Genomic DNA, 23,765 nt, shown 5'->3' on the forward strand with positions numbered 1-23,765 from the left:
CTCATAAGCAGTTCATGAGGCACTAAATAAGCTAAAACTTGAATCATACATCCTCATAAAAGGTTCATGAGGAACTAGATAGGCTAAAACTTGAGTTTTACCTACCATAAATAGTGAAAAAAGATCAAAATACCTTTATTATATTGAAGCGAACTTTACATTAAATGCATATTTCTTTAATAAAATAAACAAAGGGATTTAATTTACATAAAGTAGGTGGCTAGAATGGAAAGAACATACTTTATTACTGGATTTCCTGGATTTATTTCGAAGCATTTACTCCTCAAAATTCTTGATAATGAAAAGTCTTTTCAAAAAATTTATTTACTCATTCTTCCTAATACTGAAAAACAATGCCGAGATTTTTTATTTACATTAGATCAAAAGTATCCATATTACACTCTTTTAAAAATAGAACTTTTAAGTGGCGATATATCCAAGAAAAACTTTGGGCTCAGCCTAAAATATCTTAATGTACTTTTTAATGATCTAACGGACTTATTTCATTTGGCTGCAATTTATGACCTTGCAGTCCCTAAAAAAATTGCATATGAAGTAAATGTGAAAGGAACAATAAACGTAAATGAATTTGCACTTAAACTGAAATCTTTGAAGCGTTACACCTATTTTAGTACTAGCTATGTCTCGGGTACTCGTGAAGGAAGAATTTATGAACAAGAGTTAGAAATGGGACAAACATTTAAAAACTTTTATGAAGAAACGAAGTATTATGCTGAAATAGAAGTTGAGAAACTAAAAACACAACTTCCAATCACCATAATAAGACCAGGAATTGTAGTTGGTCACTCAGAAACTGGTGAGACAAGTAAATTTGATGGACCATATTTCATTTTAAATTTCTTCACAAAACTTCGCTATTTACCTATACCTCAAATAGGTAAAGACAACGCTTATTGCAATTTCATTCCAATTGATTATTTAATTAATGCTGTTTACTATTTGAGTCATGCAGAAATCGGAGTTAACAAAACTTATCAAATTACAGATCCCTCTCCTTACCCTGTACAGGATGTTTATAAAGATTTTCTTTCCTATTATTTAAACAAAACTACCGTGGGCATTATGCCAATTAAATTTATTAGTCCTCTCCTATCAATTCCATTCATTAGACGATTACTTAAAGTTGAAAAAGAAGTTTTATCTTATTTTAATTGTAAATCCGAGTATGATTGTATGAATACCTTAACTGATCTACAAGATACAAGTATTAAATGTCCGGACTTTAAAGATATACTTCCTGTTATTACAAATTATTATAAAGTGCATAAGGCAGTGATAGAGAAGCATGTATCATTTAAGTAAACTGGGTTATGTAATTTCTCTTCTATATATATGAAGGAAAAGTTTAAGGACACTAATATAATTTAGTGTCCTTTTATTTAAGAGATCTTTGTAATTATGTGCTTTGTTTCTTTTCTTCTATTATTAATGATTTATTTCATATTCCATTTTAAAAACGCCAAGTATGTGCAATAAACTTCTTTATATTGTCTAATCCATTTTCTTTCCTAAATCGTAGCCTATAATCTAGAGATATTTGTTGAAATTGTTGTTGTTTACATTCTTTTAATCATTCCTCAAAGGATCTTGCCAATATAAAATCGTATGGAACAGGCTAGTATCATCAATAAATAATTTCAAATTATTCACCCTCAATACATTCATTACAGAATGATTACAATCGTAACTGGATAACAACAAAACTGGATTTTTCTTCCTGTATTATAACGTGAAAATATGACGTTTTCTTAACTTCAAACTTTTTTAATGGAAATTTCAAGCAAAAATTTATGATACTCATTTAATATTATTCTAGTAAAATAGTTGTCATAACAACGATTTAATTTGTTTCTGTACTAAAACAGTACTACCAAAAAAATCCTCAAATTTTGCTCCCCATTATTTCCCATAATTATGTCATGCGTTTTCATGCTAAAGTATTACTTGTACAGCGAGACAATAACCAAACAAATGGAGGAATAAGACATGAAAAAAGTAATCTCATTATCAACATTGGCTGCTACTCTACTAGTGGGTGCTCCTGTAACTGCAGTACACGCGGATACAATTAATAAGGATACAAAAGCATATACTCAAAAAGTTGATTTAAATAATGTATTATTTAGCTACTTTAATCTACCAAGCTTAAACACTACTAACGGTAAAATAGATTTATCTAAATTTGGTATTGATATGACGAAGCTTCAAGATTCAATTAAACAACAATTAGAAGCTCAACTAAAACAAGGTAATAGTTCAAATACAACTACAAAACCAACAGTACCAACGACGCCAGCTACACCGGCTAAACCATCAACACCAACAACAAAACCGACGGTACCAACTACACCATCTAAACCAACAACACCGTCAACTTCAACACCATCAACACCATCAAAACCAGCAACATCAACACCATCAGATACAACATCAAACTCAGCATCATTATCAGCTTATGAATCAAAAGTAGTTGATTTAACAAATGCTGAACGTACAAAAGCTGGTTTAAAACCATTTACTGTTAATGCAACATTATCTAAAACAGCACGTTTAAAATCACAAGATATGACTGACAAGAATTACTTTGACCACACTTCACCGACTTATGGATCACCATTTGATATGATGAAACAATTCGGAATCACTTATAGCTATGCAGCAGAAAACATCGCTAAAGGTCAAAAAACACCTGAAGAAGTAGTTACTGCTTGGATGAACAGTGCTGGTCACCGTGCAAATATCTTAAATCCTAACTTAACTCAAATTGGTGTTGGTTATGATTCAAGATCAAATGCTTGGACTCAACAATTTATCGGTAAATAATAAATAAAATTGTATAAAGCTGTATTATAAGTAGTCCGTTTATGCGGACTACTTTTTTATTATACGAAAATAATATTGTTTTATTCAAATATTACGTACTAACCTTCTTCGCAAACTTTCCATCAAAGAAGAATCAATCTCTTCAATTGCAGAGTTATTTTTTCGAACCCCAGAACCAAAATGAATTTCTTCTACATTCGTAAATTCAATGAAGTCTGATACATTTTCAATGGATAATCCGCTTCCTGCTAAAATTTTTAGATTCGATTTTTTTGTCAGTTCAATCATATTTTTTATTGTTTCTTTCCCATCAATTGCACTAGCAACACCGCCAGATGTTAATACATGCGTAATCACAGGGTATTGTTTTAATGTATCAATAGCTTTTAAAAAATCATTTGATTCATCTATTGCTCTATGAAACGTAAAGTTCATATCTTTTACTCGAGCTGTTACTTTTTTTAAAAGATCTTCATCAATTGTATTCTCTTTTGTCAAGGCTCCAAAAACGATACCAGCTGCTCCGAGCTCATTACATACATCAATATCGCTTAAGATTACTTCTTGATCATACTGATCATATAGAAATGAACGACTATGTGGTCGAATCATTACATGCACTGGAATTGAGACATTTTGAACAACCTGTTTAATTGTCGCGTAACTTGGTGTCAATCCTCCCTCTTTTATTCCAGTAACTAATTCGATGCGATTTGCCCCAAACCTTTCTGCATCTAGTGCATCTTTTACGTTTGTGGCAATGACTTCTAATAACATTTCATTCATCTCACTTTTCGTTAAGTATTTGTTTTATGTCCGGCGGGTATGGGATATCAATCGATAAATTTTCTTTCGTAAAAGGATGCGTAAATTGTACATTATTAGCGTGTAATCCTTGACGATTCAATATTTTTTGTTTCCCACCATACAATAGATCTCCAATTAATGGATGACCTAAAAAACTTAAATGAACTCGGATTTGATGTGTTCGACCAGTATCTAACTGACATTCTAATATTGTTACGTTCAACTTTGATATATATCTTATTTTTTTATAATGTGTTATTGCTTTATCGCCTTTTGGTGAAACCCTTCTTCTGGTAGGATGATGTCGATCCCTTCCAATCGCTTCATTTATTGTACCTTTTGGTGATTTAACATTCCCTTCAACTATAGCTGTATAGGTACGTTTTATTTTACGTTGACTTAACATCGAATCTAGAATTGAACTACTTAATGCGTGTTTAGCAAATACGACTCCACCGGTAGTGTCTTTATCGAGACGGTGTATATGGCGTACTTTTGTTTTCAATCCATTTTCTTGAAAATGAAATGCTACCCCATTTGCTAATGTATTTAACTGTCCTTTTTCATTCGGATGAGTGTCGACTCCAAATGGTTTATTAGCAATAAGTAAATGTTCGTCTTCGTAGCAGATCTCAATAGATTGTTCCTGTGGTATTACACCAAAATCCTCTTCTATGTACAATTGCATTTCAACTTGGTCACCACTGAATAGGATTGTATTCCAAGGTTTAATTTCTCCGTTAATCCTACAACCTTTTGCCATCCTTAATTCATGGAGCAACTTCTTTGGAAACTGCCACACATTTTTTAAATATGACTCCACTGTTTGATTTTTATGCTCAACACCTATTATTACCTTAAACCCTGGATTTTGTTGCTTTAACTCCATCATTAATCACCACTTTCAATATGACTATTATATCAAAATATAATTAGTCAAAAAAGAAGCACCTGTTTAGGTGCTCCCATACTGCCCGCCAAACGCTCTCTTTCTTCGTTGCTTCGCCTGTCTGCGGTGCTCATTACCGTCTAGGGTAACTCCGCTCCTCACCAGGCTTCACGCCTCGAAAGACAAACGCTTGCACAATCAGTCTGAAACTCAAGTTTTTAGTTAATGAATTAACATCCTTTGAAAGCATTCAGATAAACTTCTTCTAATTCTTTTACTAGAGGTAGTTTTGGATTCGCAGTAGTACATTGATCTTCGAAAGCACGATCAGCTAAATATGAAACTTTTTCTAAAAATTCTTTTTCAGTAACTCCTTGTGCTTCGATACTCATATTTATATTTAATTCCTTAGCTAATTTAATAACTGCTGTAATTAAACTTTCAACGCCTTCTTCAATAGTTGAAGCTGGAAGACCTAGAAAACGAGCAATTTCAACATATCGTTCATCTGCAATGAAATGCTTATATTTAGGGAATGCTGTAAACTTAGTTGGTTTTTTAGCATTGTATCTTATTACATGTGGCATTAAGATTGCATTTGCTCTACCATGAGGTATATGGAATTCCGCTCCAATTTTATGCGCTAAACTGTGGTTAATTCCTAAGAACGCATTTGCAAATGCCATACCTGCTATTGCTGAAGCATTATGCATTTTTTCACGTGCTTCAAAATCGTTTCCATCTTTGTATGCTCTAGGTAAATATTTAAACACTAATTTTATAGCTTGTAATGCTAATCCATCTGTATAATCATTAGCTAAGACACTTACATAAGCCTCAATTGCATGAGTTAATACATCCATACCTGTATCTGCTGTAATACTTTTAGGAACAGTTGATACGAACTGAGGGTCAATAATTGCAACATCAGGCGTTAATTCATAATCAGCTAAAGGATATTTAATATTGTTAGCTTTATCAGTAATTACAGCAAAAGGTGTAACCTCTGAACCAGTACCAGAAGTGGTTGGTATTGCGACAAACTGAGCTTTACGACCTAATTTAGGGTATTTATAAGCTCTTTTTCGAATATCTAAGAATTTTTGTTTAGGTCCGTCTAAAGTAGTTTCCGGGTATTCAAAGAACATCCACATACCCTTGGCTGCGTCCATTGCTGATCCACCGCCAAAAGCGATAATAGTATCCGGTTCAAATGATAACATTCTATCTGCACCCTTCATTACAGTAATATCTGAAGGATCCGGTTCTACATCTGAAAAGATTTCAATCTGAATATTCTCTTGTCTTTTCTCTAAATAATATTTAATCACGTCAACATAACCTAATTTAACCATTGCTTCGTCAGTTACAATAAATACTTTTTTAACCTTTGGCATTTTTTCTAAATACTGAGTTGAATATTTTTCAAAATAAATTTTTGGTGGTAGTTTGACCCATTGCATATTCATATTTCTTCTTCCTAATTTTTTAATATTTAATAAGTGTACAGTTGTCACATTAGTCGATACAGAGTTTTTACCGTGCGATCCACAGCCTAATGTAAGTGAAGGAATAAATGCGTTATATAAATCCCCGATTCCACCATGTGCTGAAGGAGCATTTGCAATAACACGACATGCTTTCATTCTTAGTCCAAATTCTTTTTGAATTTCTTCATTATTACTATGAATAACTGCCGAATGGCCTAATCCTCCTAGCTCTAACATTTCTTCACAACGTTTAAACCCTTCTTCTTTTCCATCTACTTTAATTGCAGCTAAAACTGGACTTAGTTTTTCTCTTGTTAAAGGTTCATTTGCACCAACAGCTTCACATTCAACGATAAGAATTTTTGTATCTACTGGTACGTTTACTCCAGCTATTGTTGCAATTTCATATGCAGACTTACCAACAATGTCACCATTTACAGCACATGTAGCTTCATTTATGACAAGCTTTTCTAATTTCTGTTTATCTTCTTTTGTAGCATAATAACAATTATTTGCTTTTAACTCTGCTTTCACTTCTTCATAAACTTCTTTATCTACAATAACTGCTTGTTCAGAAGCACAAATCATTCCATTATCAAATGTTTTTGAAAGAATAAGATCATTCACTGCACTCTTAATTTCAGCAGATTTCTCAATATAACATGGTACATTGCCAGGTCCAACCCCTAAAGCAGGTTTTCCTGTACTATAAGCCGATTTAACCATTCCAGCACCACCTGTTGCTAAAACAAGTGCTACTCCTTCATGATTCATTAAACACTTTGTTGCTTCAATAGAAGGGACTTCAATCCATTGTACGCAATTTTCAGGTGCTCCAGCTTTTATTGCCGCATCACGAACGATTCTCGCTGCTTCTCTACTACATTTTTGTGCAGAAGGATGAAAAGCGAAAATAATTGGGTTTCTTGTTTTAATCGCAATGATTGCTTTAAATAATGTTGTAGATGTCGGATTAGTTGTTGGCGTTACACCTGCAATTACCCCAACAGGTTCAGCTATTTCAGTTATTCCTGTTTGCTGATCTTCACTTATTATCCCAACCGTTTTATTATCTTTAATTGAATTCCATATATATTCTGTAGCAAAGATATTTTTAATAATTTTATCTTCATAGACTCCACGCCCTGTTTCCTCAACTGCCATTTTTGCGAGTGGCATATGTTGATCCAAACCAGCTAAAACCATCGAAAGTACAATTTCATTGATTTGATCTTGATTAAAGCTTTCAAATTCTTTTAATGCTTTTTGTCCTTTTACGACCAAGTCATTTACCATTTTAGAAGCGTTACTAATTTCATTTACAATTTTTTCTTGAACAGCCATTTGGCTCTCCTCCTCTGATGTTGGAGATTAATCAGCCTATTTAAGGTTCATTAATTCCCATTTATCATTTATACTTGTGAAATACTTCACAATATTGTTTACAAATATAATATATATCCTTTTTATTAAAATTGCTATGTCTATTTTGTGAAATTTTTCACATTTTTTCACCAAAACATGTTCCTCTTCTACTTATTCCTTTCCTTACTTCTAACTTTTTGTAGATTTTTGTTAATTCTTTTCTTTTTTCAAATAATTTCGCATATGATAAAATTAAGAATAAGTTCTCATAGAACTTATTTTTCACCTGTTAGATTTTTCTAACAAAACTGGTAAAAAGGACGTGTAACCATGATTGCTCGAAGGAGCATTTGGCAACGTAAAGACTTATCCTACACTTAGCAGTTTTAATTTAGAGAACCAAAAGAACTCTAAAATAAAACTGAAGGTAGGCGAAACTATGGTTGACAGGCGATTATGTTATTTCTTCAATGATATATAGCTATGTAGTTAGAAAGCCAAAAAACTAACTACGAGCTCTATATGTACGTAGTTAGTTTATAAGCTGCACTTTTAACTACTAACTACGAAATGAGGAAATAACAATGAGTAACAATCGTTTGGGTGAGACCTTAATGATTTTAATTGGTTCATTTATTTTAGCCACTACACTGTATCATTTTCATTATCAAAATAATTTAGCTGAAGGTGGATTTATTGGTATTGCTTTATTAGTAAAGAACGCACTAAATATATCACCTTCAATTACAACTTTGCTACTCGATATTCCAATTATCTTGATTGCTGGTTTGTATTTAGGTAGAAAATTATTAATCAATACTACCATCGGAGCCATCTCGTTTTCTGTTTTTTATTCTATAATAGAAAAAACATCTTCCAATATTACATTTAACTTTGGAAATCATCTTTGGATACCCGCTATTTTAGGTGGAATTTTCGCTGGACTTGGTTTAGGGTTAATTCTAAGAAGTGGTGGTGCAACAGGTGGAGATGATTTAATAACAATAATAATGAGCAAAAAATCAAAAATATCGATCGGTAAAGTATATTTTATTTTTGATGTTGTAATTCTTCTTTGTTCACTATCCTACCTGTCATGGAATGAAGTAGGATATACAATTCTTTCTGTTGCAATCTGTGCGAAAGTAACAGAATTGGTCTATGAAAGTAAATTTCAAAAAAAATCTGTTACAATTAAAACTAACGAAAAAAGATTACATGCTTAATGCATGTAATTTTTTTTACGTTATAAATTAGAGTTTCCAAAAATTTGAGTTCAGACTGATTGAAAGCGGTTGTCAACAGTCTGAACCTTAATGCATGTAATCTTTTTTTGATTCAGAAAAATCGGTGAGCTCATTTAGAACATTTTCGGCAGCTAAATCATAAAGACAATCTTTAAAAAGTATTGCCAGTCTTCGATAATCATTATATTTATCTAATAGCTCGTCCACAGATGAGGCTTCACCCAAGGTTGTTTTTTTTACTTCTTCTTGCTTTTTAGCAAACTTAATTGTAAATGTACCTAGTTTTTCAAACATTGAACCGTAGAATTCATCAAAGTTCGATACGCTTACTAATTCTTCTTCTTCAGCGTCAACTTGAAGACCATCAAATTCTCGTAAGAGTTCGTATATAATGCTACTGTACTCATCATTTAAATAAATACTTTTTTCGATCCTGTACCCGATCACTCGATAGAAATGACCATCGTTCTTTACAAATTGAACAGTATCATTTATTTTAAACTTAAAATACTTAAACATTGAACTTCACCCCTACCAATGTCTCTTTTATCATACTATTTACAAAACACTATAGATACTATACAACCAAAACTTGACAAATTTAAAAATCTTGGCTAAATTCCCTGCATTCTTGAAAATGATTTAGAATATTGATAACCTATACGTACAATACTCCCTTTATTAACAACTTTAAATCATAATTTAGGAGGTGACTCTACCTTGTTAACCGAAAACGACAAACTTCTTTTGGATGATTTAACAAGTTTAATGATTCGAGTTCGAAAAAACTGGCAAAAAACTGATGAGGAAGTAAAAAACTCCTTAACTCCACCAAAATATTTGCTTTTATATTTAATATATAAAAATCAAAAACTTACTGCTTCTGAACTTGGAAGACAAATTGGATTATCTTCTGGTTCTATTACAACAGCTGTGAATAAATTGGTTAATAATCACTTAATTTCTCGAAAAAGAGATAGCCGTGATCGAAGAGTTACATGGCTTGAATTAACGGATGAAGGAAAACGTTTGATTGAAGAAAACTTCAATTTCCGTCAAGAATTGTGGCTAAATTTATTCGAAAATCTTTCACATAGTGAAAGAGATCAATTTCAATTTTTATTAAACAAATTAATCTCAAACTAAAAAGGTTATCTNNAGATAACCTTTTTAGTTTGAAATATTATTTGCCAGTTTTTAATTCTGTCCAATACTTATCATATAATTCTGTTTGGTCCCCAACGTCCTTAATCCAATTGGTTGCATCAGTTTGTTCTTTTGTTACATTAATAAACGGATTTTGTTTATACTCCGTTGAATGATATGGTCCTGATTTTCTATTTGGATCAGCATAACCAATCGCCTCATAATTTTGTGCACTTACTTTTGGGTCATATAGAAAATTAATAAACTTTTCAGCTAGATGTTTTTGTTTTGCATCTTTTGGTATTGCTAAAGTATCTGCCCATCTTGATGATCCTTCTTTTGGTACAACCCATTTAATATCTTTAAGCTCTTTTTGAATATATGCAGCATCTCCGGACCATACTTGACCAATCCATGCATCTTCTGTAATAAACTTTTGTTTCACCGTATCTGTGTCGAATGCTAATAAGTTAGGTGTTAATGTTTTTAAATTGTTATAAGCTTTTAGCAATTCGTCTTCATTTGTTGAGCTATTTGAATAACCATTTTTAATTAATCCCATTCCAAATACTTCTCTATTGTCATCAAGTAAAGTTACATGACCTTTGTATTTTGGGTTCCATAGATCATTCCAGCTATCTATATTTTCTTTTACATATTTTGGATTATAGGCAATTCCCGTTAATCCCCCAGTATAAACAACTGAATAGTCACCTTTTGGATCAAACTCTTGATTTGTATATTCTGGTGAAATATTATTTAAATTTGGCATTTTACTTTTATTCAATTTAGCCAACATATTTTGATGAATCATTAATTTAACCATATAATCTGAAGGCTGGATTACATCATAATTCGAACCACCAGCTTTTAGTTTTGCATACAACTCTTCATTACTTGCAAAAACTTGATAATTAATTTTAACATCATATTTCTTTTCAAATGATTCTAAAACCTTCTCGTCAAAATTATCTGCCCAGCTATAAATATTTAATTCTTTTTTTCCAACTGAACAAGCAGATAAAAGTAAACTTACTAAGCCTAAAGAAACCATTATTACAGCAGCTTTTCTAAATATACTCATAATGTCTACTGACTACCTCCTTAAAATTTGGCACATAAATCCAGTATGCCTTAGTTGAATTCTAATCCAAAGATTCGTTTTTTTAAGTGGAACTAGACCTAAATGATATAGGATTTTTTCTCTGATTCCACTTGATTATTAATACCTTTTGTACGATAAACTTCAGAAATTACCATTAAGAAAATTATTGTAACAATTAAAATCGTCGAAATTGCATTTATTTCAGGTGTAACACCTTTTTTTACCATTCCATAAATATAAATTGGCAATGTAGTTGAACCTGGTCCTGAAACAAAGAAGCTTATGACAAAATCATCAATACTTAGTGTAAAACATAAAAGTGCTGAAGCAATAATTCCAGGCATTAGCGCTGGTAAAGTTACAAATCTAAATGTCTGCCATGGTGTAGCACCTAAATCACTTGCAGCATCTTCTAAATCAGATGACATTCCTGAAAGACGAGCTGCTAAAAGAATAATGACATATGAAATACAAAAAGTGACATGGGCAATAATAATTGTGATACTACCTAATTCAATATGAAAATTTGTAAATAGTATTAGTAACGAAAGCCCCATTAATATATCTGGAACGACAATTGGTAGGTAAACTAGCCCACTAAAAAGATTTGAAAATTTATATTTATGCTTATGTAAGGCAAGTGCACAAATAGTACCAAGAATTGTTGAAAGGATTGTCGTTACAATAGCAATAAATAAACTATTCATAAAGGCATCAATAACTTGCGGGTTATGAAATAAATTTAAATACCAATCAAACGTAAATTCAGTCCACTGTGCATTAATCTTTGATTTATTAAAAGAAAATAATATTAATATCAAGATTGGTAAATATAAACAAATCAAGATAATTGTTGAAAATCCAATAAGTATAGGTTTTTTCATTTATTTTTCACCTCTACTTTTATCAGCACCAATATTTTTTGTAGCTAAATAGTATAGTCCTATTAAACCGATTGAAGTAATGACTAAGAAAATTGAAAGTGCGGAACCAAATGGCCAGTTTCTTGCAGCTAAGAATTGATTTTGGATGACATTTCCGATTAAAGCAACTTTTGATCCACCCATTACATCAGAAACGACAAACATTCCAAATGAAGCAACAAAAACTAAAATACTACCTGCAAAAATCCCCTTCATCGTTAATGGAAGAGTTACATAGATAAAGGTTTGAAATGGCGTAGCTCCTAAATCATTAGCAGCGTCCAATTTTCGGTTATCCAATTGCTCAATGGCAACAAAGATCGGTAACACCATAAATGGTAATAATGTATAGACCATTCCCATTATGACTGATGGTGTATTATAGAGTAGTTGTAAAGGTTCTTTTATAATACCTAGTTGGATTAATAATGTGTTAATTATCCCTTTTGAACGAAGGATAACAATTAATGCATATGATCTGACTAAGAAATTTATCCAAAAGGGGATTGTGATTAATAATAGTAAAATCCTCTGCCATTTTTCATTTACAACTGTAGCCGTATATGCATAAGGATATCCAATCAAAAGAGTTATGATTGTAGTTACTAAAGCAATCCAAAAAGTTGTCCATAATACTTTTAAATAAAGTGGGTCAAAAACTTTTACAATATTTTCTAGTGTAAATGTTTTTTCAATTTCTCCGTACATTCCATTTTTCATAAATGCAAAACCAAAAATTAATAATAAAGGTACTAGAAAAAAAACTAATAGCCAGATAATCGTAGGTGCAATTATGTACTTTTCATTTCTCAATACATAATCACCTCATCTTCTGACTTCCAACTAATCTCAACTTTATCATTTCTATTAAAACTTGGTTGATCTGGCATTTGATAGACAATAATCGTTTGTTCATGTTTATGTAAATCAATAAAGATTTTATTTAGAGTCCCAACAAATTCTACATCTCTTATTATGCCTGAATAAGGATTATTCTCATTTGTAGCATGAGAAACTTTAATATTTTCTGGTCTAACTGCAATTTCTTTCACAGCTTTATCAAAGAAATTATTTTCACCAATAAATGTAGCAACAAATTTGCTTGCTGGATTTTGATAAATTTCTTTCGGTGTTCCGATTTGTTCGATTTTCCCGTTATTCATAACGACGATTCGATCACTCATGCTCATCGCTTCTTCTTGATCATGGGTTACATAGATAAAAGTAATTCCTAATTCGCGTTGAAGATTTTTCAGTTCCCTTTGTAAATCTTTACGAAGCTTAAAATCAAGTGCTCCTAGTGGTTCATCTAATAATAAGACTTTTGGATTGTTCACTATTGCACGAGCGATTGCAACCCTTTGCTGTTGTCCACCTGATAACTGACTAGGTTTACGATTTCTAAATTCAGTTAATTGAGTTAATCTCATTGCTTCGTCAGCACGGACCTTTTGCTCTTCTAACGAAATACCTTTCATTTTTAATCCGAATTGAATATTTCTTTCAACATTCATATGAGGAAATAATGCATAGTGTTGGAACACTAAATTCATATCCCTTTTATATGGAGGTAAACTATTAATTGCTTCTCCATTTAGTTTGATCACACCTGACGATGGTTCTTCAAAACCAGCAATCATTCTTAAAAGTGTCGTTTTCCCACAACCACTTGGTCCTAAGATTGTTAAGAATTCTCCAGAATAAATTTCTAATGAAAGTGGGGAAATGACATTATTTTCACTAAAATTTTTCTCGACTTGTTCAATTTCAATTATATTTTTCATTTTCGCGTCCCATCTATATTAATATTTTATTATTATGTAAAAATGAATAATTTATTTTCAACATATAAAAAGCCCCTTTTGTCAAGGAGCTAAGAAACTAAGTTACAATTAACCTTTATTTTAACAATTTACGAATAAACCGTAAAGCGTTTTTTGTTGTATGATATCTAATTTTCAAGTCAATTTTAGTAGTTTGTAAAAGGACACTTTTTTCATGTGTAAAAGCTGCAAAACTATACTCCCCATGATAATTTCCTGAACCACTTTCTCCTACCCCACCAAAAGGTAAATTCGGATTCGCCATATGATAAAGCGTATCGTTTACACAACCACCACCAAATGGAACTCTTTCAATTACTTTATTAGCGATCTGTTTACTTTCTGTAAAGATGTATAGTGCTAATGGCTTAGGGTGTTGATTTATTTCACTGATTACTTCATCTATATTTTCATAGGAAAGAATTGGTAAAATGGGACCGAATATTTCTTCAGACATAATTGGTGAATCCCAAGATAGATCTGAAATTAAAGTTGGTTCGATTTTATGAGATGATTGATCAAATTCCCCTCCATGTAGGATTTCACCATTATTCAAAAAGCCAACTAAACGATTAAAATGGCGATCACTGATAATCTTTGTATAATCATTATTTAACAATGGCTTATCACTATAAAACTGAACAATTTCATTCTTTAATGCATCAATAAAATCCTTTTTTACTGATGTGTGGACATAAAGATAATCTGGAGCAATACAAGTCTGTCCTGCATTTGTAAATTTCCCCCAAACAATTCTTTTCGCAGCTAGTTGGATATTCGAATCGCTATGTACAATTGTTGGACTTTTCCCGCCTAATTCAAGTATTAATGGTGTTAAATTTTTACTTGCAGCTTCCATCACAATTTTTCCAACTTGAACACTGCCAGTAAAAAAGATAAAATCAAATTTTTGTTGTAGTAATATCGTACTTTCTTCAATTCCACCATCAACTACTGAAATATATTCTTTTTCAAAATTCTCATTAATTATTTTATTAATAATGATTGATGTATTTGGCGTTAATTCCGATGGTTTAATAATAGCAGTATTTCCCCCAATTATTGCACCAATTAATGGAGCCATCGTTAATTGAAAAGGATAATTCCAAGGCGAGATAATTAATGTTACTCCATACGGTTCTCTGTAAATATAACCTTTTGTACCAATATGCGTAATCGGAGTTTTAACTTTTTTAGGTTTCATCCATTTCTTAATCTGTTTGATTGCTTCAGATATTTCTTTTAAAGTAAATCCAATTTCAGTCATATAGGCTTCAAAATCTGACTTATTTAAATCCTTTTTTAAGGCTATTTTTATTTCTTCCTCATTCTCTACGATTGATTTATATAATTTTTTTAATTGTTCAATTCGAAAATTTGAGGTTTTAGTTGAACCAGTTTGAAAAAATGCTTTTTGCTTAGTTACTAATTGTGTAATTTCAGATGCTTTATATGTACTTTCCAAAATCATCACATCCTTTTTTAGTCCAATAGTTTAAACGTATAATCTAATGCTAAATTAAAATCTCACATAAAGTCAATAATTCTGTGAATACTATTATTTATATTAACTAGTGTAGGAATCGAAATATTAACTTTGTTAAGGGAATGTAAAGAAATTGTAAATTTGTAAATTAATTAAACGTTTTTAATTGATTAATTTCAAAAACCAATTATTATTATTAACGTGACCTTTACTTTTTTCGACATTTTTACATAGTTTCTGACATTTAAAATTAACTGACAAATGTGAAGGTGATAATAAATTATATGTTTTAGTTGGAGGAATCATAATGTTTTTTGGACAAAAAAAGGATGTATTCTTTGAAAAGCTTTTAGGTATAGCTGAAAACTTGCACGTTTCATCAAAGTATTACGTTGAATTTAAAATAAAAAATGCAAGCGACTTAAAGAAGTTTCAAGAAGAAATGAAAGAATATGAAACAAAAGGTGATAAGTTTATTCACTCTTTAATCGTTGAGTTAAACAAAACCTTTATTACTCCAATTGAGCGAGAAGATATTTTACAACTTGCAATGAAAATGGATGATGTATTAGATGGATTTGAACATTGTTCAGCTCGATTTGAGATGTATTCAATCACATCTGCTGATGAATATATGGTTAAATTCGTTGATATTCTTCAAAAAGCTGTTGAAGAAATTTTACTTGCAGTTAAATTACTTTCAAATAAAAAATTATTAGAAATCCGAGTTCATGCAATCAAAATTAAGGATTATGAGTCTCAATGTGATGAGCTATTACGTACATCAATTAAACAATTATTTATGAATGAAAAAGATCCTATTAAAATTATTCAGTATAAAGAAATCTACGAAAATCTAGAATCTGTAGCTGATAGTGCGCAGGATGTAGCAAACACACTTGAGCAAATTATCATGCGAAATGCGTAAGGAGTCATAAAATGGAGCATTTATTTTTACTTACGATATTAATCGTGATTTTTGCATTTTTGTTTGATTTTATTAATGGATTTCATGATACTGCAAATGCAATTGCAACGTCCGTTTCAACAAAGGCTTTGAAACCACGTACAGCTATTTTAATAGCAGCTCTAATGAATTTCATTGGTGCAATCACATTTACAGGAGTTGCCAAAACGATTACGACTGGTATCGTTGATCCGATTACAATTGAAGGTTCAAATGGACTAGTTGTCGTAATCGCTGCTTTATTAGGCGGTATATTTTGGAACTTATTAACGTGGTATTTTGGTATTCCAAGTAGTTCTTCTCATGCAATCATTGGTGCAATAGCCGGTGCCGCTGTATCAGCAAAAGGAATTGGCGTTTTAGAGGCGGACGGTTTTGTTAAAATTATCGAAGCTTTATTAATTTCCCCTGTCATTGCAATTACACTTGGTTTTATTGTTATGACAATTTTAGCAACTATTTTTAGACGTTCTAACCTAGCTAAAACTAATAAAGGCTTTAGACTAGTTCAAATTTTCACTGCTTCTTTACAGTCATTTACCCACGGTACAAATGATGCACAAAAAGCAATGGGAATTATCATGATCGCTTTAATTGCCGCTAAAATTGAACCAGCAGGTGCAGACGTTCCTTTATGGGTACGTATCGGTTGTGCTATGGCAATGGCTATTGGTACTTCAGTTGGTGGATGGAAAATTATTAAAACTGTTGGTGGTAAAATCATGAAAATTCGCCCGATTAATGGTGCAGCAGCTGACTTATCTTCAGCAGCTATTATTTTCACATTTACTGCTTTACATTTACCAGTAAGTACAACTCACGTAATTTCATCTTCTATTATGGGGGTAGGTTCTGCTCAACGTGTTAAAGATGTAAACTGGGGTACTGCGAAACGTATGTTAATTACTTGGGTTATTACAATCCCAATTTCAGCAACAGTGGCTGCAATTTTCTATCAAATTCTAAAATTAATCTTACTTTAATGATAAAAAGGCGAAACGTAAAAAATACGATTCGCCTTTTTTATTTACATATATTCTCTTTTCCTTTTTGGTTTTTTAATAAAAAATATTAACACCAAAAGTAAAATTACCGATCCTGCAATGATAAATGTATTCATAGAAAGGATGGTCGGTCGGTCATATGATTTAGCAGCTAATAACTCAGTACTGAACAGTTCTTCGTTATTCGTCCATACTTCAACCTTACCAATTTTTTGATTTTTTGAAATTCCATTTTCCTTGTATGACTTATCTATTGCATTTAAAGGTTTTATTTTAATATCGTAATTTGTATTCGCCCCTAGTGCAGTCAAAAAGGATAAATCGTTTGGTATTTTTGTTTGAATTAGATCATTTCTAATTTTTAATTCTCGCTGCCAATCACTTTGTTTTATAAGCGTTTTTTTATGGATTCTTGAAAATGCATAGGAATCTAATAACTTAATATCTTGTAGATATTGCGGTTTTGATGAACGTAATAAAATATTAATAATCATTTGGCCGTCTTTTTTATCTATTTCAATTAAAGTATTCCTAGCAGAATCTGTATATCCAGTTTTCCCCGCATAAAAGTAAGGGTTTTTAAACATTTTTCCTCGATTAAAAATATATATATTCTTTTGCTTAGATGTACTAATACGAGCGTCTTTTGTACCCATTGCTTTAATTATTAATGGGTATTTTAAGGCTTCCTTTGTAATTAAAGCTAAATCATGTGCAGTTGTATAATGATTTACATTGTGAAGACCATTTGGATTCATGAAATTTGTGTGATTTGCGCCTATCTTTTTAGCTTTTTCATTCATCATTTTTACAAAGTTGTCCATATTTCCGCCAACTCGTTCACCAATAGCATATGCTAAATCATTGGCACTTAAAATCATCATTGTTTTTAATGCTGTATTTCGATCTAAAACTTCTCCTTCAGAAAAAAGAATTTGGGAATTACTTTTTTCTTCTTGGATGCTTCTTTTTGTCATTTGAATTTTATCATTCTCTTTTAAATGATCCATCATTACCATTGCGGTCATTATTTTAGTTGTGCTAGCTGGGAAATCAACTTTATTTGCGTTCTTACTATAAATTACTTCCCCACTATCAGCCAATATTGAAATTGCCTTATCACTAAATAAGTTTATTTCGTCTGCGTGTACAGTTTTTTGAATAAAGAAGCTACTAATAAAGCTTATACTAAGACATAATTTTATAATATTATTAAAAGTAGATTTCATGAACACTAAATCTCCTTTGAACTTTTTTCATTTAGTTATTTCGTACAGGTTACATAACTCAAATTTAAATAACACGAATTGATAAAAGAGGAGTGGTTTGAAAAAACAATAATGCACCTATTATAACCTTTTCAAACTAATGTCTCAACTAACTTAAATTAGTAGTATTTTTCACTTAAAATAAAATATATCGGTTATTTCCCGGAAAATCGACATATCTAATCCTTTAATTTATCAATATATTTTAATCCCTCTCTTTTGCTTAAAGGTGATAAATTAGTTTGTTTGATAAATAATTCAACCTCTTTAGGATTGATATAGGAATACTCTCTCAATGCCCAACCTATTGCTTTTTGAATGAAAAATTCTTTGCTTTCTTGGAGTAGGCGGCAATAATGAAATAAACGCTCCTGATCCGTATTCTCCTTAAACTTCATTTGAAATAATAATGCTACTCTATTCAGCCACATATTATCTGAAGACATCCACCTATTAGCGTACTCATTAATCAATTCTGGATAGATTAAAAAATGATTACTAATTAATCGTCCAGCAATAGTATCAACGGTATCCCACCAAGACTTTTCAACTACTAGTTGTTCATATAATTTAATCCGTTCGAGCTCTGCTTTTTTATACTGACGATCTAAACATGTTAATGCAATATATTGAAATTCTCTTTCCTCTATGTTCCAAATATCAATTATTGATTCTAAATTTGGTGGTTCACCATTACTCATTCGAAACTGTTTCAGCAGTTCATTTCGTTCTGGTGCTTTAATACCTAAAAATGTAAATCTATTTTTCATATACGCTTCCATTGTGGGCCTATTTTTATTATTTTTGTGTTCTTTAAAAAATCTCATTAACTCTGCTGAATAGTTGTCCATTCTACACTCCCTACTGATTACAAATTATCATCTTTAAAAATTTACTTTGCATAGCAGCTTATTAGATAAAATTATGATTTCTTCTATTATAAATGAGCATAAAGTTTAATGAAAAGTGTATAAGGCGAAATTGTGTAAATTTTCCGAAGATTGGATTATGATAGATATGTCAATAAGAAAGGAGGTTATTATGCAACCAGCAGTTAATACAAAGGTTATTAATCAGTCAACGATGTATCAAATTTTATTTGCAATCAGTTTTGGCCATTTATTAAATGATTCTATGCAAGCAGTTGTACCAGCCATATTTCCAATTTTAGAAAAGACCATGAATTTAACTTATACAGAAATTGGATTCATAGCCTTTGCGCTAAATATGACTTCCTCTGTAATGCAACCCGTTTTTGGGATTTTTTCCGATCGGAAGCCGTCACCATTTCTACTACCTATAGGAATGGCATCTAGTTTATTCGGAATGCTTTGTTTAGCATTTGCTCCTAATTTATTTATTGTATTATTATCAGTGCTATTTATTGGTATAGGTTCTGCTATCTTCCACCCAGAGGGCTCAAAAGTAGCCTTTTTAGCGTCTGGTTCAAAAAGAGGACTCTCGCAAGCTATCTACCAGGTAGGCGGAAATACGGGGAACTCACTGGCTCCAATCTTTACAGCACTAATTTTCGTTCCACTTGGACAAAAAGGTGCTGCATGGTTTACGTTCCTAGCTGCCATTGGCATTTGTGTATTAATTTACGTATCCACATGGTATCGAAATAAACTGAAAGAAAACCCGTTTAAATTAAAAGGTAAAGATCAGTCTTCTGGTGAAAATATCAAAATTACATCAGCTGTAAAATTTGCTATTATCCTGCTAGTATTTATTACATTTGCCCGTTCGTGGTACTCAGCAGGCATAGGAAATTATTATCAGTTTTACTTAATTAAAAGTTATGGTTTATCGATTAAAAGTACACAATTATATTTATTTATCTTTATGATTGCAGGCGTAATAGGTACTTTCATAGGTGGAACACTAGCTGATCGATTCGGAAAACGGAATATGATTTTATTTTCATTAGTTGGTACATTTCCATTAGCATTATTATTACCTCATATCTCTTTACTGGCAGTTATTCCAATATTATTTTTAATTGGGATCATTAGTTCAAGTTCTTTTAGTGTAATTGTTGTTTACGCTCAAGAACTCGTTCCTGGAAAAGTTGGTTTAGTAAGTGGATTAATAGTTGGTTTAGCATTTGGAATGGGTGCTTTAGGAGCAGTATTATTAGGTGTAATTGCCGATGCAACTAGCCTAAAATTCGTAATGAATTTATGTAGCTTCTTACCGCTATTAGGTTTAGTAGCTTTTATGCTACCAAATGATCGTAAAAAATCAGCTTAAGTAAGAAAGTATTTTCCTAAAAGCTCTTTTAAATCTTAATTTACAACCAAAAAAGGCTGTCTATATGTCGCCCATTTGTATGTAGACACTGTACATTAGGTTTTCAGAATGATTGCAAGTAACAATTTCATCCTTTACCAAGAAAAATCCTCCCTGATTGTTCAGGAAGGATTTTTCTTTAAATTATATTATTAAGTTTAGTTTTTTCAAAATCAATGTTTTCTCATTCAAGGTCGAAGCGATCTGCATTCATGACTTTAACCCATGCAGCGATAAAATCACGCACAAACTTCTCTTTGTTATCGTCTTGAGCATATACTTCTACTATCGCACGTAACACTGAATTTGAACCAAACACTAAATCAACACTAGTTGCAGTACGTACTTTCTCACCTGACTTACGATCACGTCCTTCAAATACGTCTCCGTCTACAGGTGTCCACGCAATTCCCATGTCTAGCAAGTTTACAAAGAAGTCATTAGTAAGTGTGCCAACTCGGTCAGTAAATACTCCGTGTTGTGTGCCATTATAGTTTGTACCTAGTACGCGCATGCCGCCAATAAGTGCAGTCATTTCTGGTGCAGTAAGGCCTAATAGTTGTGCCTTATCTACTAATAGCTCTGCTGAATTTACACTATATTGTTTCTTTTGATAGTTTCGGAAACCATCAGCGATCGGCTCTAGCACTGCAAAACTTTCTATATCTGTTTGCTTTTGTATTGCATCTCCACGTCCTGGAGTAAAAGGAACTTTCACATCAAAACCTGCATTTTGTGCAGCTTTTTCTACTGCGGCACTACCACCAAGTACAATCAAGTCGGCCATGCTGATTTTTTTATGTAGGTGGTTTTGAACGCTCTCTAATACATTCAGTACCTTTGCAAGTTGGTCAGGCTGATTTACTTCCCAATCCTTCTGTGGTTGTAGTCGAATTCGAGCTCCATTAGCACCGCCACGCATATCTGAGCCACGGAAAGTACTTGCTGAAGCCCAAGCTGTATTTACTAGCTCGCTAATTGTAAGTTCTGTATCTAGGATCATTAATTTGATCTTTTCAACCTCTGCATCAGTTATTTCATATTCACAAGCAGGTATAGGATCTTGCCAAATTAGAACTTCTTCTGGGACTTCTGGACCTAGATATCTTGAACGTGGACCCATATCTCTGTGCGTTAGTTTAAACCACGCACGAGCAAATACATCAGCAAAATCTTCTGGATTTTCATGGAAACGACGAGATATCATTTCATATTCTGGATCAAAGCGCAATGCCATATCAGCAGTAGTCATCATGGTAGGAACACGAACAGTTGGATCTTCTGCATCTGGAGCAAGATCCTTCTCCTCAGGATTTACTGCAAGCCACTGAAACGCACCTGCAGGGCTCTTTGTAAGCCACCATTGATATCCAAACAAAAGATCAAAGTAACCAGTATCCCACTTTGTTGGGTTTGCAGTCCAAGCACCTTCAATACCGCTAGTAATCGTGTCACGACCTTTACCAGAGCCATGAGTGCTTAGCCAACCTAGTCCTTGGGTATGAATCGGAGCTGCTTCTGGTTCTGGACCAACGTGAGCAGCATCTCCTGCACCGTGAGCTTTACCAAATGTATGTCCTCCTGCGATTAGAGCAACTGTTTCTTCATCATTCATTCCCATACGTGCAAAGGTTTCGCGTATGTCACGGCCACTCGCAATAGGATCTGGATTACCGTTTGGACCTTCTGGGTTAACATAGATAAGGCCCATTTGAACAGCAGCCAGTGGATTCTCAAGGTCACGATCACCCGTGTAACGCTTATCCCCTAGCCATTCGGTTTCAGTACCCCAATAGACGTCTTCTTCTGGATGCCAAACGTCTTCGCGTCCTCCTCCAAAACCAAATGTTTTACCGCCCATTGATTCAATAGCAACATTACCTGTTAGTATAAATAAATCAGCCCAAGAAATCTTATTACCATACTTTTGCTTAATCGGCCAAAGCAATCGACGGGCTTTATCAAGATTTCCGTTATCAGGCCAACTATTTAGTGGAGCAAAACGCTGTGTACCTGTTCCTCCTCCACCACGGCCATCACCTGTACGATATGTACCTGCTGAGTGCCAAGCCATACGTATAAAGAATGGACCATAATGTCCATAATCAGCAGGCCACCAATCTTGACTATCTGTCATAAGAGTGTGAAGATCCTGCTTAAGCGCTTGATAGTCTAACTTGTTAAATGCTTCTACATAATTAAATTCTTCATCCATAGGGTTAGATTTTCTATCATTCTGATGTAGAATGTTCAAATTTAACTGGTTTGGCCACCAGTCTTTATTTACTGTACCACCTGATTTCGGAGTAGTAGTGCTCCCGTGATTAAACGGGCACTTTGCAATGTTTGAATTATCATTCATTTCCATACTTTTTTCCTCCTTAAAAGTAAATAAATACCCAAATAATTATGTATCTTGTAATACTTTTCAAACAAGATATGATTAATTATTATGCAATCATTATATTAAACTATTACATATATTAATAGAAATAACTATCGCAAATAAGATATTATTCATAACATTGTGAACAATTGATGACATTAACTTTTTTAGCGAAATACTTTGTCCAACTATAGTTCAAATAGTGGCATCAACTAATTGTTAATTCAATCGCATTTCAAACATTATCCCTCATTGCTTTTATGTAAACGTTCATAAGTATAACTTCGAATATTTTCAATTACTTACTTCTACATTTAATACAAATCGACCTGCTATCTAATTGATTTACCTCTTTTTTATTTTACTTAATTAAACGATCTTGCATTAAGTTGTGTAAGAAAATCAAAAAACTACCTTTAACAAAGAAAAAAAAGCTCTTCGAATTTAAAAGAGCTTTTCAAAGTGTTGAAATATAAAATGGTCAATAGGGAAAACGGACATTAAATGAACATTTTTAATGATGAAATTATCATTTTTTGGATGATAATTAATGGTTTTAAATGTTAATGTGTTTGAGCAATTTATGATTACAATAACATAGAAATGTTTTTCAGAAGTTAAAAAATTATGAGCTAACTTTTAGAAATACAAATTCAATTGATTAGTTTAATTAATGTTCGATATTAATTGACCAACAAACTGATTAATAAATAACTGTTAGGT

At 32.3% G+C, this 23,765-nt stretch carries 18 protein-coding genes and 1 pseudogene; 7 read left to right on the plus strand and 12 right to left on the minus strand.

Annotation, left to right across the window (positions count from 1 at the left end):
- Positions 1-225: 225 nt before the first annotated feature.
- Both COI44_RS22970 and COI44_RS22975 read left to right on the plus strand, forming a co-directional pair.
- Positions 226-1,323 (plus strand): SDR family oxidoreductase, encoded by a 1,098-nt coding sequence (locus COI44_RS22970; RefSeq protein ID WP_098429961.1) that lies wholly within the window; start codon positions 226-228, stop codon positions 1,321-1,323.
- Positions 1,324-2,007: 684 nt separating this feature from the next.
- A complete protein-coding gene (locus tag COI44_RS22975; protein ID WP_286164061.1) occupies positions 2,008-2,844 on the plus strand; it encodes a CAP domain-containing protein in 837 nt (278 codons plus the stop codon).
- Positions 2,845-2,928: 84 nt separating this feature from the next.
- Here COI44_RS22975 and COI44_RS22980 read toward each other — a convergent pair whose 3' ends face one another.
- The 3 genes from COI44_RS22980 to adhE all read right to left on the minus strand — a co-directional run bounded on the left by COI44_RS22980 (position 2,929) and on the right by adhE (position 7,374).
- The gene (locus COI44_RS22980; RefSeq protein WP_098429962.1) at positions 2,929-3,621 is read right to left on the minus strand and encodes a copper homeostasis protein CutC; all 693 of its coding nucleotides are present in this window, start codon (positions 3,619-3,621) and stop codon (positions 2,929-2,931) included.
- A 10-nt stretch (positions 3,622-3,631) separates the two neighbouring features.
- On the minus strand, positions 3,632-4,540 hold the full coding sequence (locus COI44_RS22985; RefSeq protein ID WP_098429963.1) for an RluA family pseudouridine synthase: 909 nt from the start codon (positions 4,538-4,540) through the stop codon (positions 3,632-3,634).
- Positions 4,541-4,770: 230 nt separating this feature from the next.
- Positions 4,771-7,374, minus strand: a complete 2,604-nt coding sequence (adhE, locus tag COI44_RS22990) for a bifunctional acetaldehyde-CoA/alcohol dehydrogenase (protein WP_098429964.1) — start codon at positions 7,372-7,374, stop codon at positions 4,771-4,773.
- Between the two features lie 635 nt (positions 7,375-8,009).
- Between adhE and COI44_RS22995 the strand changes: the two genes are divergently transcribed.
- Positions 8,010-8,621, plus strand: a complete 612-nt coding sequence (locus COI44_RS22995) for a YitT family protein (protein ID WP_098429965.1) — start codon at positions 8,010-8,012, stop codon at positions 8,619-8,621.
- Between the two features lie 341 nt (positions 8,622-8,962).
- Here the strand turns inward: COI44_RS22995 and COI44_RS24990 are convergent.
- Positions 8,963-9,161 (minus strand): annotated as a pseudogene (locus COI44_RS24990) (histidinol dehydrogenase); the annotation flags it as partial.
- Between the two features lie 201 nt (positions 9,162-9,362).
- Between COI44_RS24990 and COI44_RS23005 the strand changes: the two are divergent.
- Positions 9,363-9,788 (plus strand): MarR family winged helix-turn-helix transcriptional regulator, encoded by a 426-nt coding sequence (locus tag COI44_RS23005; protein ID WP_098429967.1) that lies wholly within the window; start codon positions 9,363-9,365, stop codon positions 9,786-9,788.
- 37 nt (positions 9,789-9,825) lie between these two features.
- Here COI44_RS23005 and COI44_RS23010 read toward each other — a convergent pair whose 3' ends face one another.
- The 5 genes from COI44_RS23010 to COI44_RS23030 form a co-directional block, all read right to left on the minus strand.
- Positions 9,826-10,872 carry a polyamine ABC transporter substrate-binding protein gene (locus COI44_RS23010; protein ID WP_098429968.1) on the minus strand — a complete coding sequence of 349 codons (1,047 nt, stop codon included), beginning with the start codon at positions 10,870-10,872 and terminating at the stop codon, positions 9,826-9,828.
- 98 nt (positions 10,873-10,970) lie between these two features.
- Positions 10,971-11,777 carry an ABC transporter permease gene (locus tag COI44_RS23015; RefSeq protein WP_098429969.1) on the minus strand — a complete coding sequence of 269 codons (807 nt, stop codon included), beginning with the start codon at positions 11,775-11,777 and terminating at the stop codon, positions 10,971-10,973.
- The gene (locus COI44_RS23020) at positions 11,778-12,629 is read right to left on the minus strand and encodes an ABC transporter permease (RefSeq protein ID WP_353616025.1); all 852 of its coding nucleotides are present in this window, start codon (positions 12,627-12,629) and stop codon (positions 11,778-11,780) included. It abuts the gene before it with no gap.
- A complete protein-coding gene (locus tag COI44_RS23025; protein WP_098429970.1) occupies positions 12,626-13,600 on the minus strand; it encodes an ABC transporter ATP-binding protein in 975 nt (324 codons plus the stop codon). Before COI44_RS23025 ends, COI44_RS23020 begins: the two co-directional genes overlap by 4 nt.
- Before the next feature lie 115 nt (positions 13,601-13,715).
- A complete protein-coding gene (locus tag COI44_RS23030; RefSeq protein WP_098429971.1) occupies positions 13,716-15,110 on the minus strand; it encodes an aldehyde dehydrogenase in 1,395 nt (464 codons plus the stop codon).
- Between the two features lie 322 nt (positions 15,111-15,432).
- Between COI44_RS23030 and COI44_RS23035 the strand changes: the two genes are divergently transcribed.
- Positions 15,433-16,053 carry a DUF47 domain-containing protein gene (locus tag COI44_RS23035; protein ID WP_098429972.1) on the plus strand — a complete coding sequence of 207 codons (621 nt, stop codon included), beginning with the start codon at positions 15,433-15,435 and terminating at the stop codon, positions 16,051-16,053.
- Between the two features lie 11 nt (positions 16,054-16,064).
- On the plus strand, positions 16,065-17,075 hold the full coding sequence (locus tag COI44_RS23040; RefSeq protein ID WP_098429973.1) for an inorganic phosphate transporter: 1,011 nt from the start codon (positions 16,065-16,067) through the stop codon (positions 17,073-17,075).
- Between the two features lie 44 nt (positions 17,076-17,119).
- On the opposite strand, the gene COI44_RS23045 is transcribed toward COI44_RS23040, so the two are convergent.
- Both COI44_RS23045 and COI44_RS23050 read right to left on the minus strand, forming a co-directional pair.
- Positions 17,120-18,325, minus strand: coding sequence for a D-alanyl-D-alanine carboxypeptidase family protein (locus COI44_RS23045; protein ID WP_098429974.1), 1,206 nt, complete (start codon positions 18,323-18,325; stop codon positions 17,120-17,122).
- A gap of 218 nt (positions 18,326-18,543) precedes the next feature.
- Entirely contained in the window at positions 18,544-19,215 is a 672-nt protein-coding gene (locus COI44_RS23050; RefSeq protein ID WP_286164063.1) for a DNA alkylation repair protein, read from the minus strand.
- Positions 19,216-19,405: 190 nt separating this feature from the next.
- Here COI44_RS23050 and COI44_RS23055 point away from each other — a divergent pair, with 190 nt between their 5' ends.
- Positions 19,406-20,617 (plus strand): MFS transporter, encoded by a 1,212-nt coding sequence (locus COI44_RS23055; RefSeq protein ID WP_098429975.1) that lies wholly within the window; start codon positions 19,406-19,408, stop codon positions 20,615-20,617.
- Positions 20,618-20,840: 223 nt separating this feature from the next.
- Here COI44_RS23055 and katG read toward each other — a convergent pair whose 3' ends face one another.
- The gene (katG, locus tag COI44_RS23060) at positions 20,841-23,024 is read right to left on the minus strand and encodes a catalase/peroxidase HPI (protein ID WP_098429976.1); all 2,184 of its coding nucleotides are present in this window, start codon (positions 23,022-23,024) and stop codon (positions 20,841-20,843) included.
- Positions 23,025-23,765: the final 741 nt, after the last annotated feature.

Source organism: Bacillus sp. AFS088145, from assembly GCF_002564465.1.
Classification (GTDB): domain Bacteria; phylum Bacillota; class Bacilli; order Bacillales; family Bacillaceae_G; genus Gottfriedia.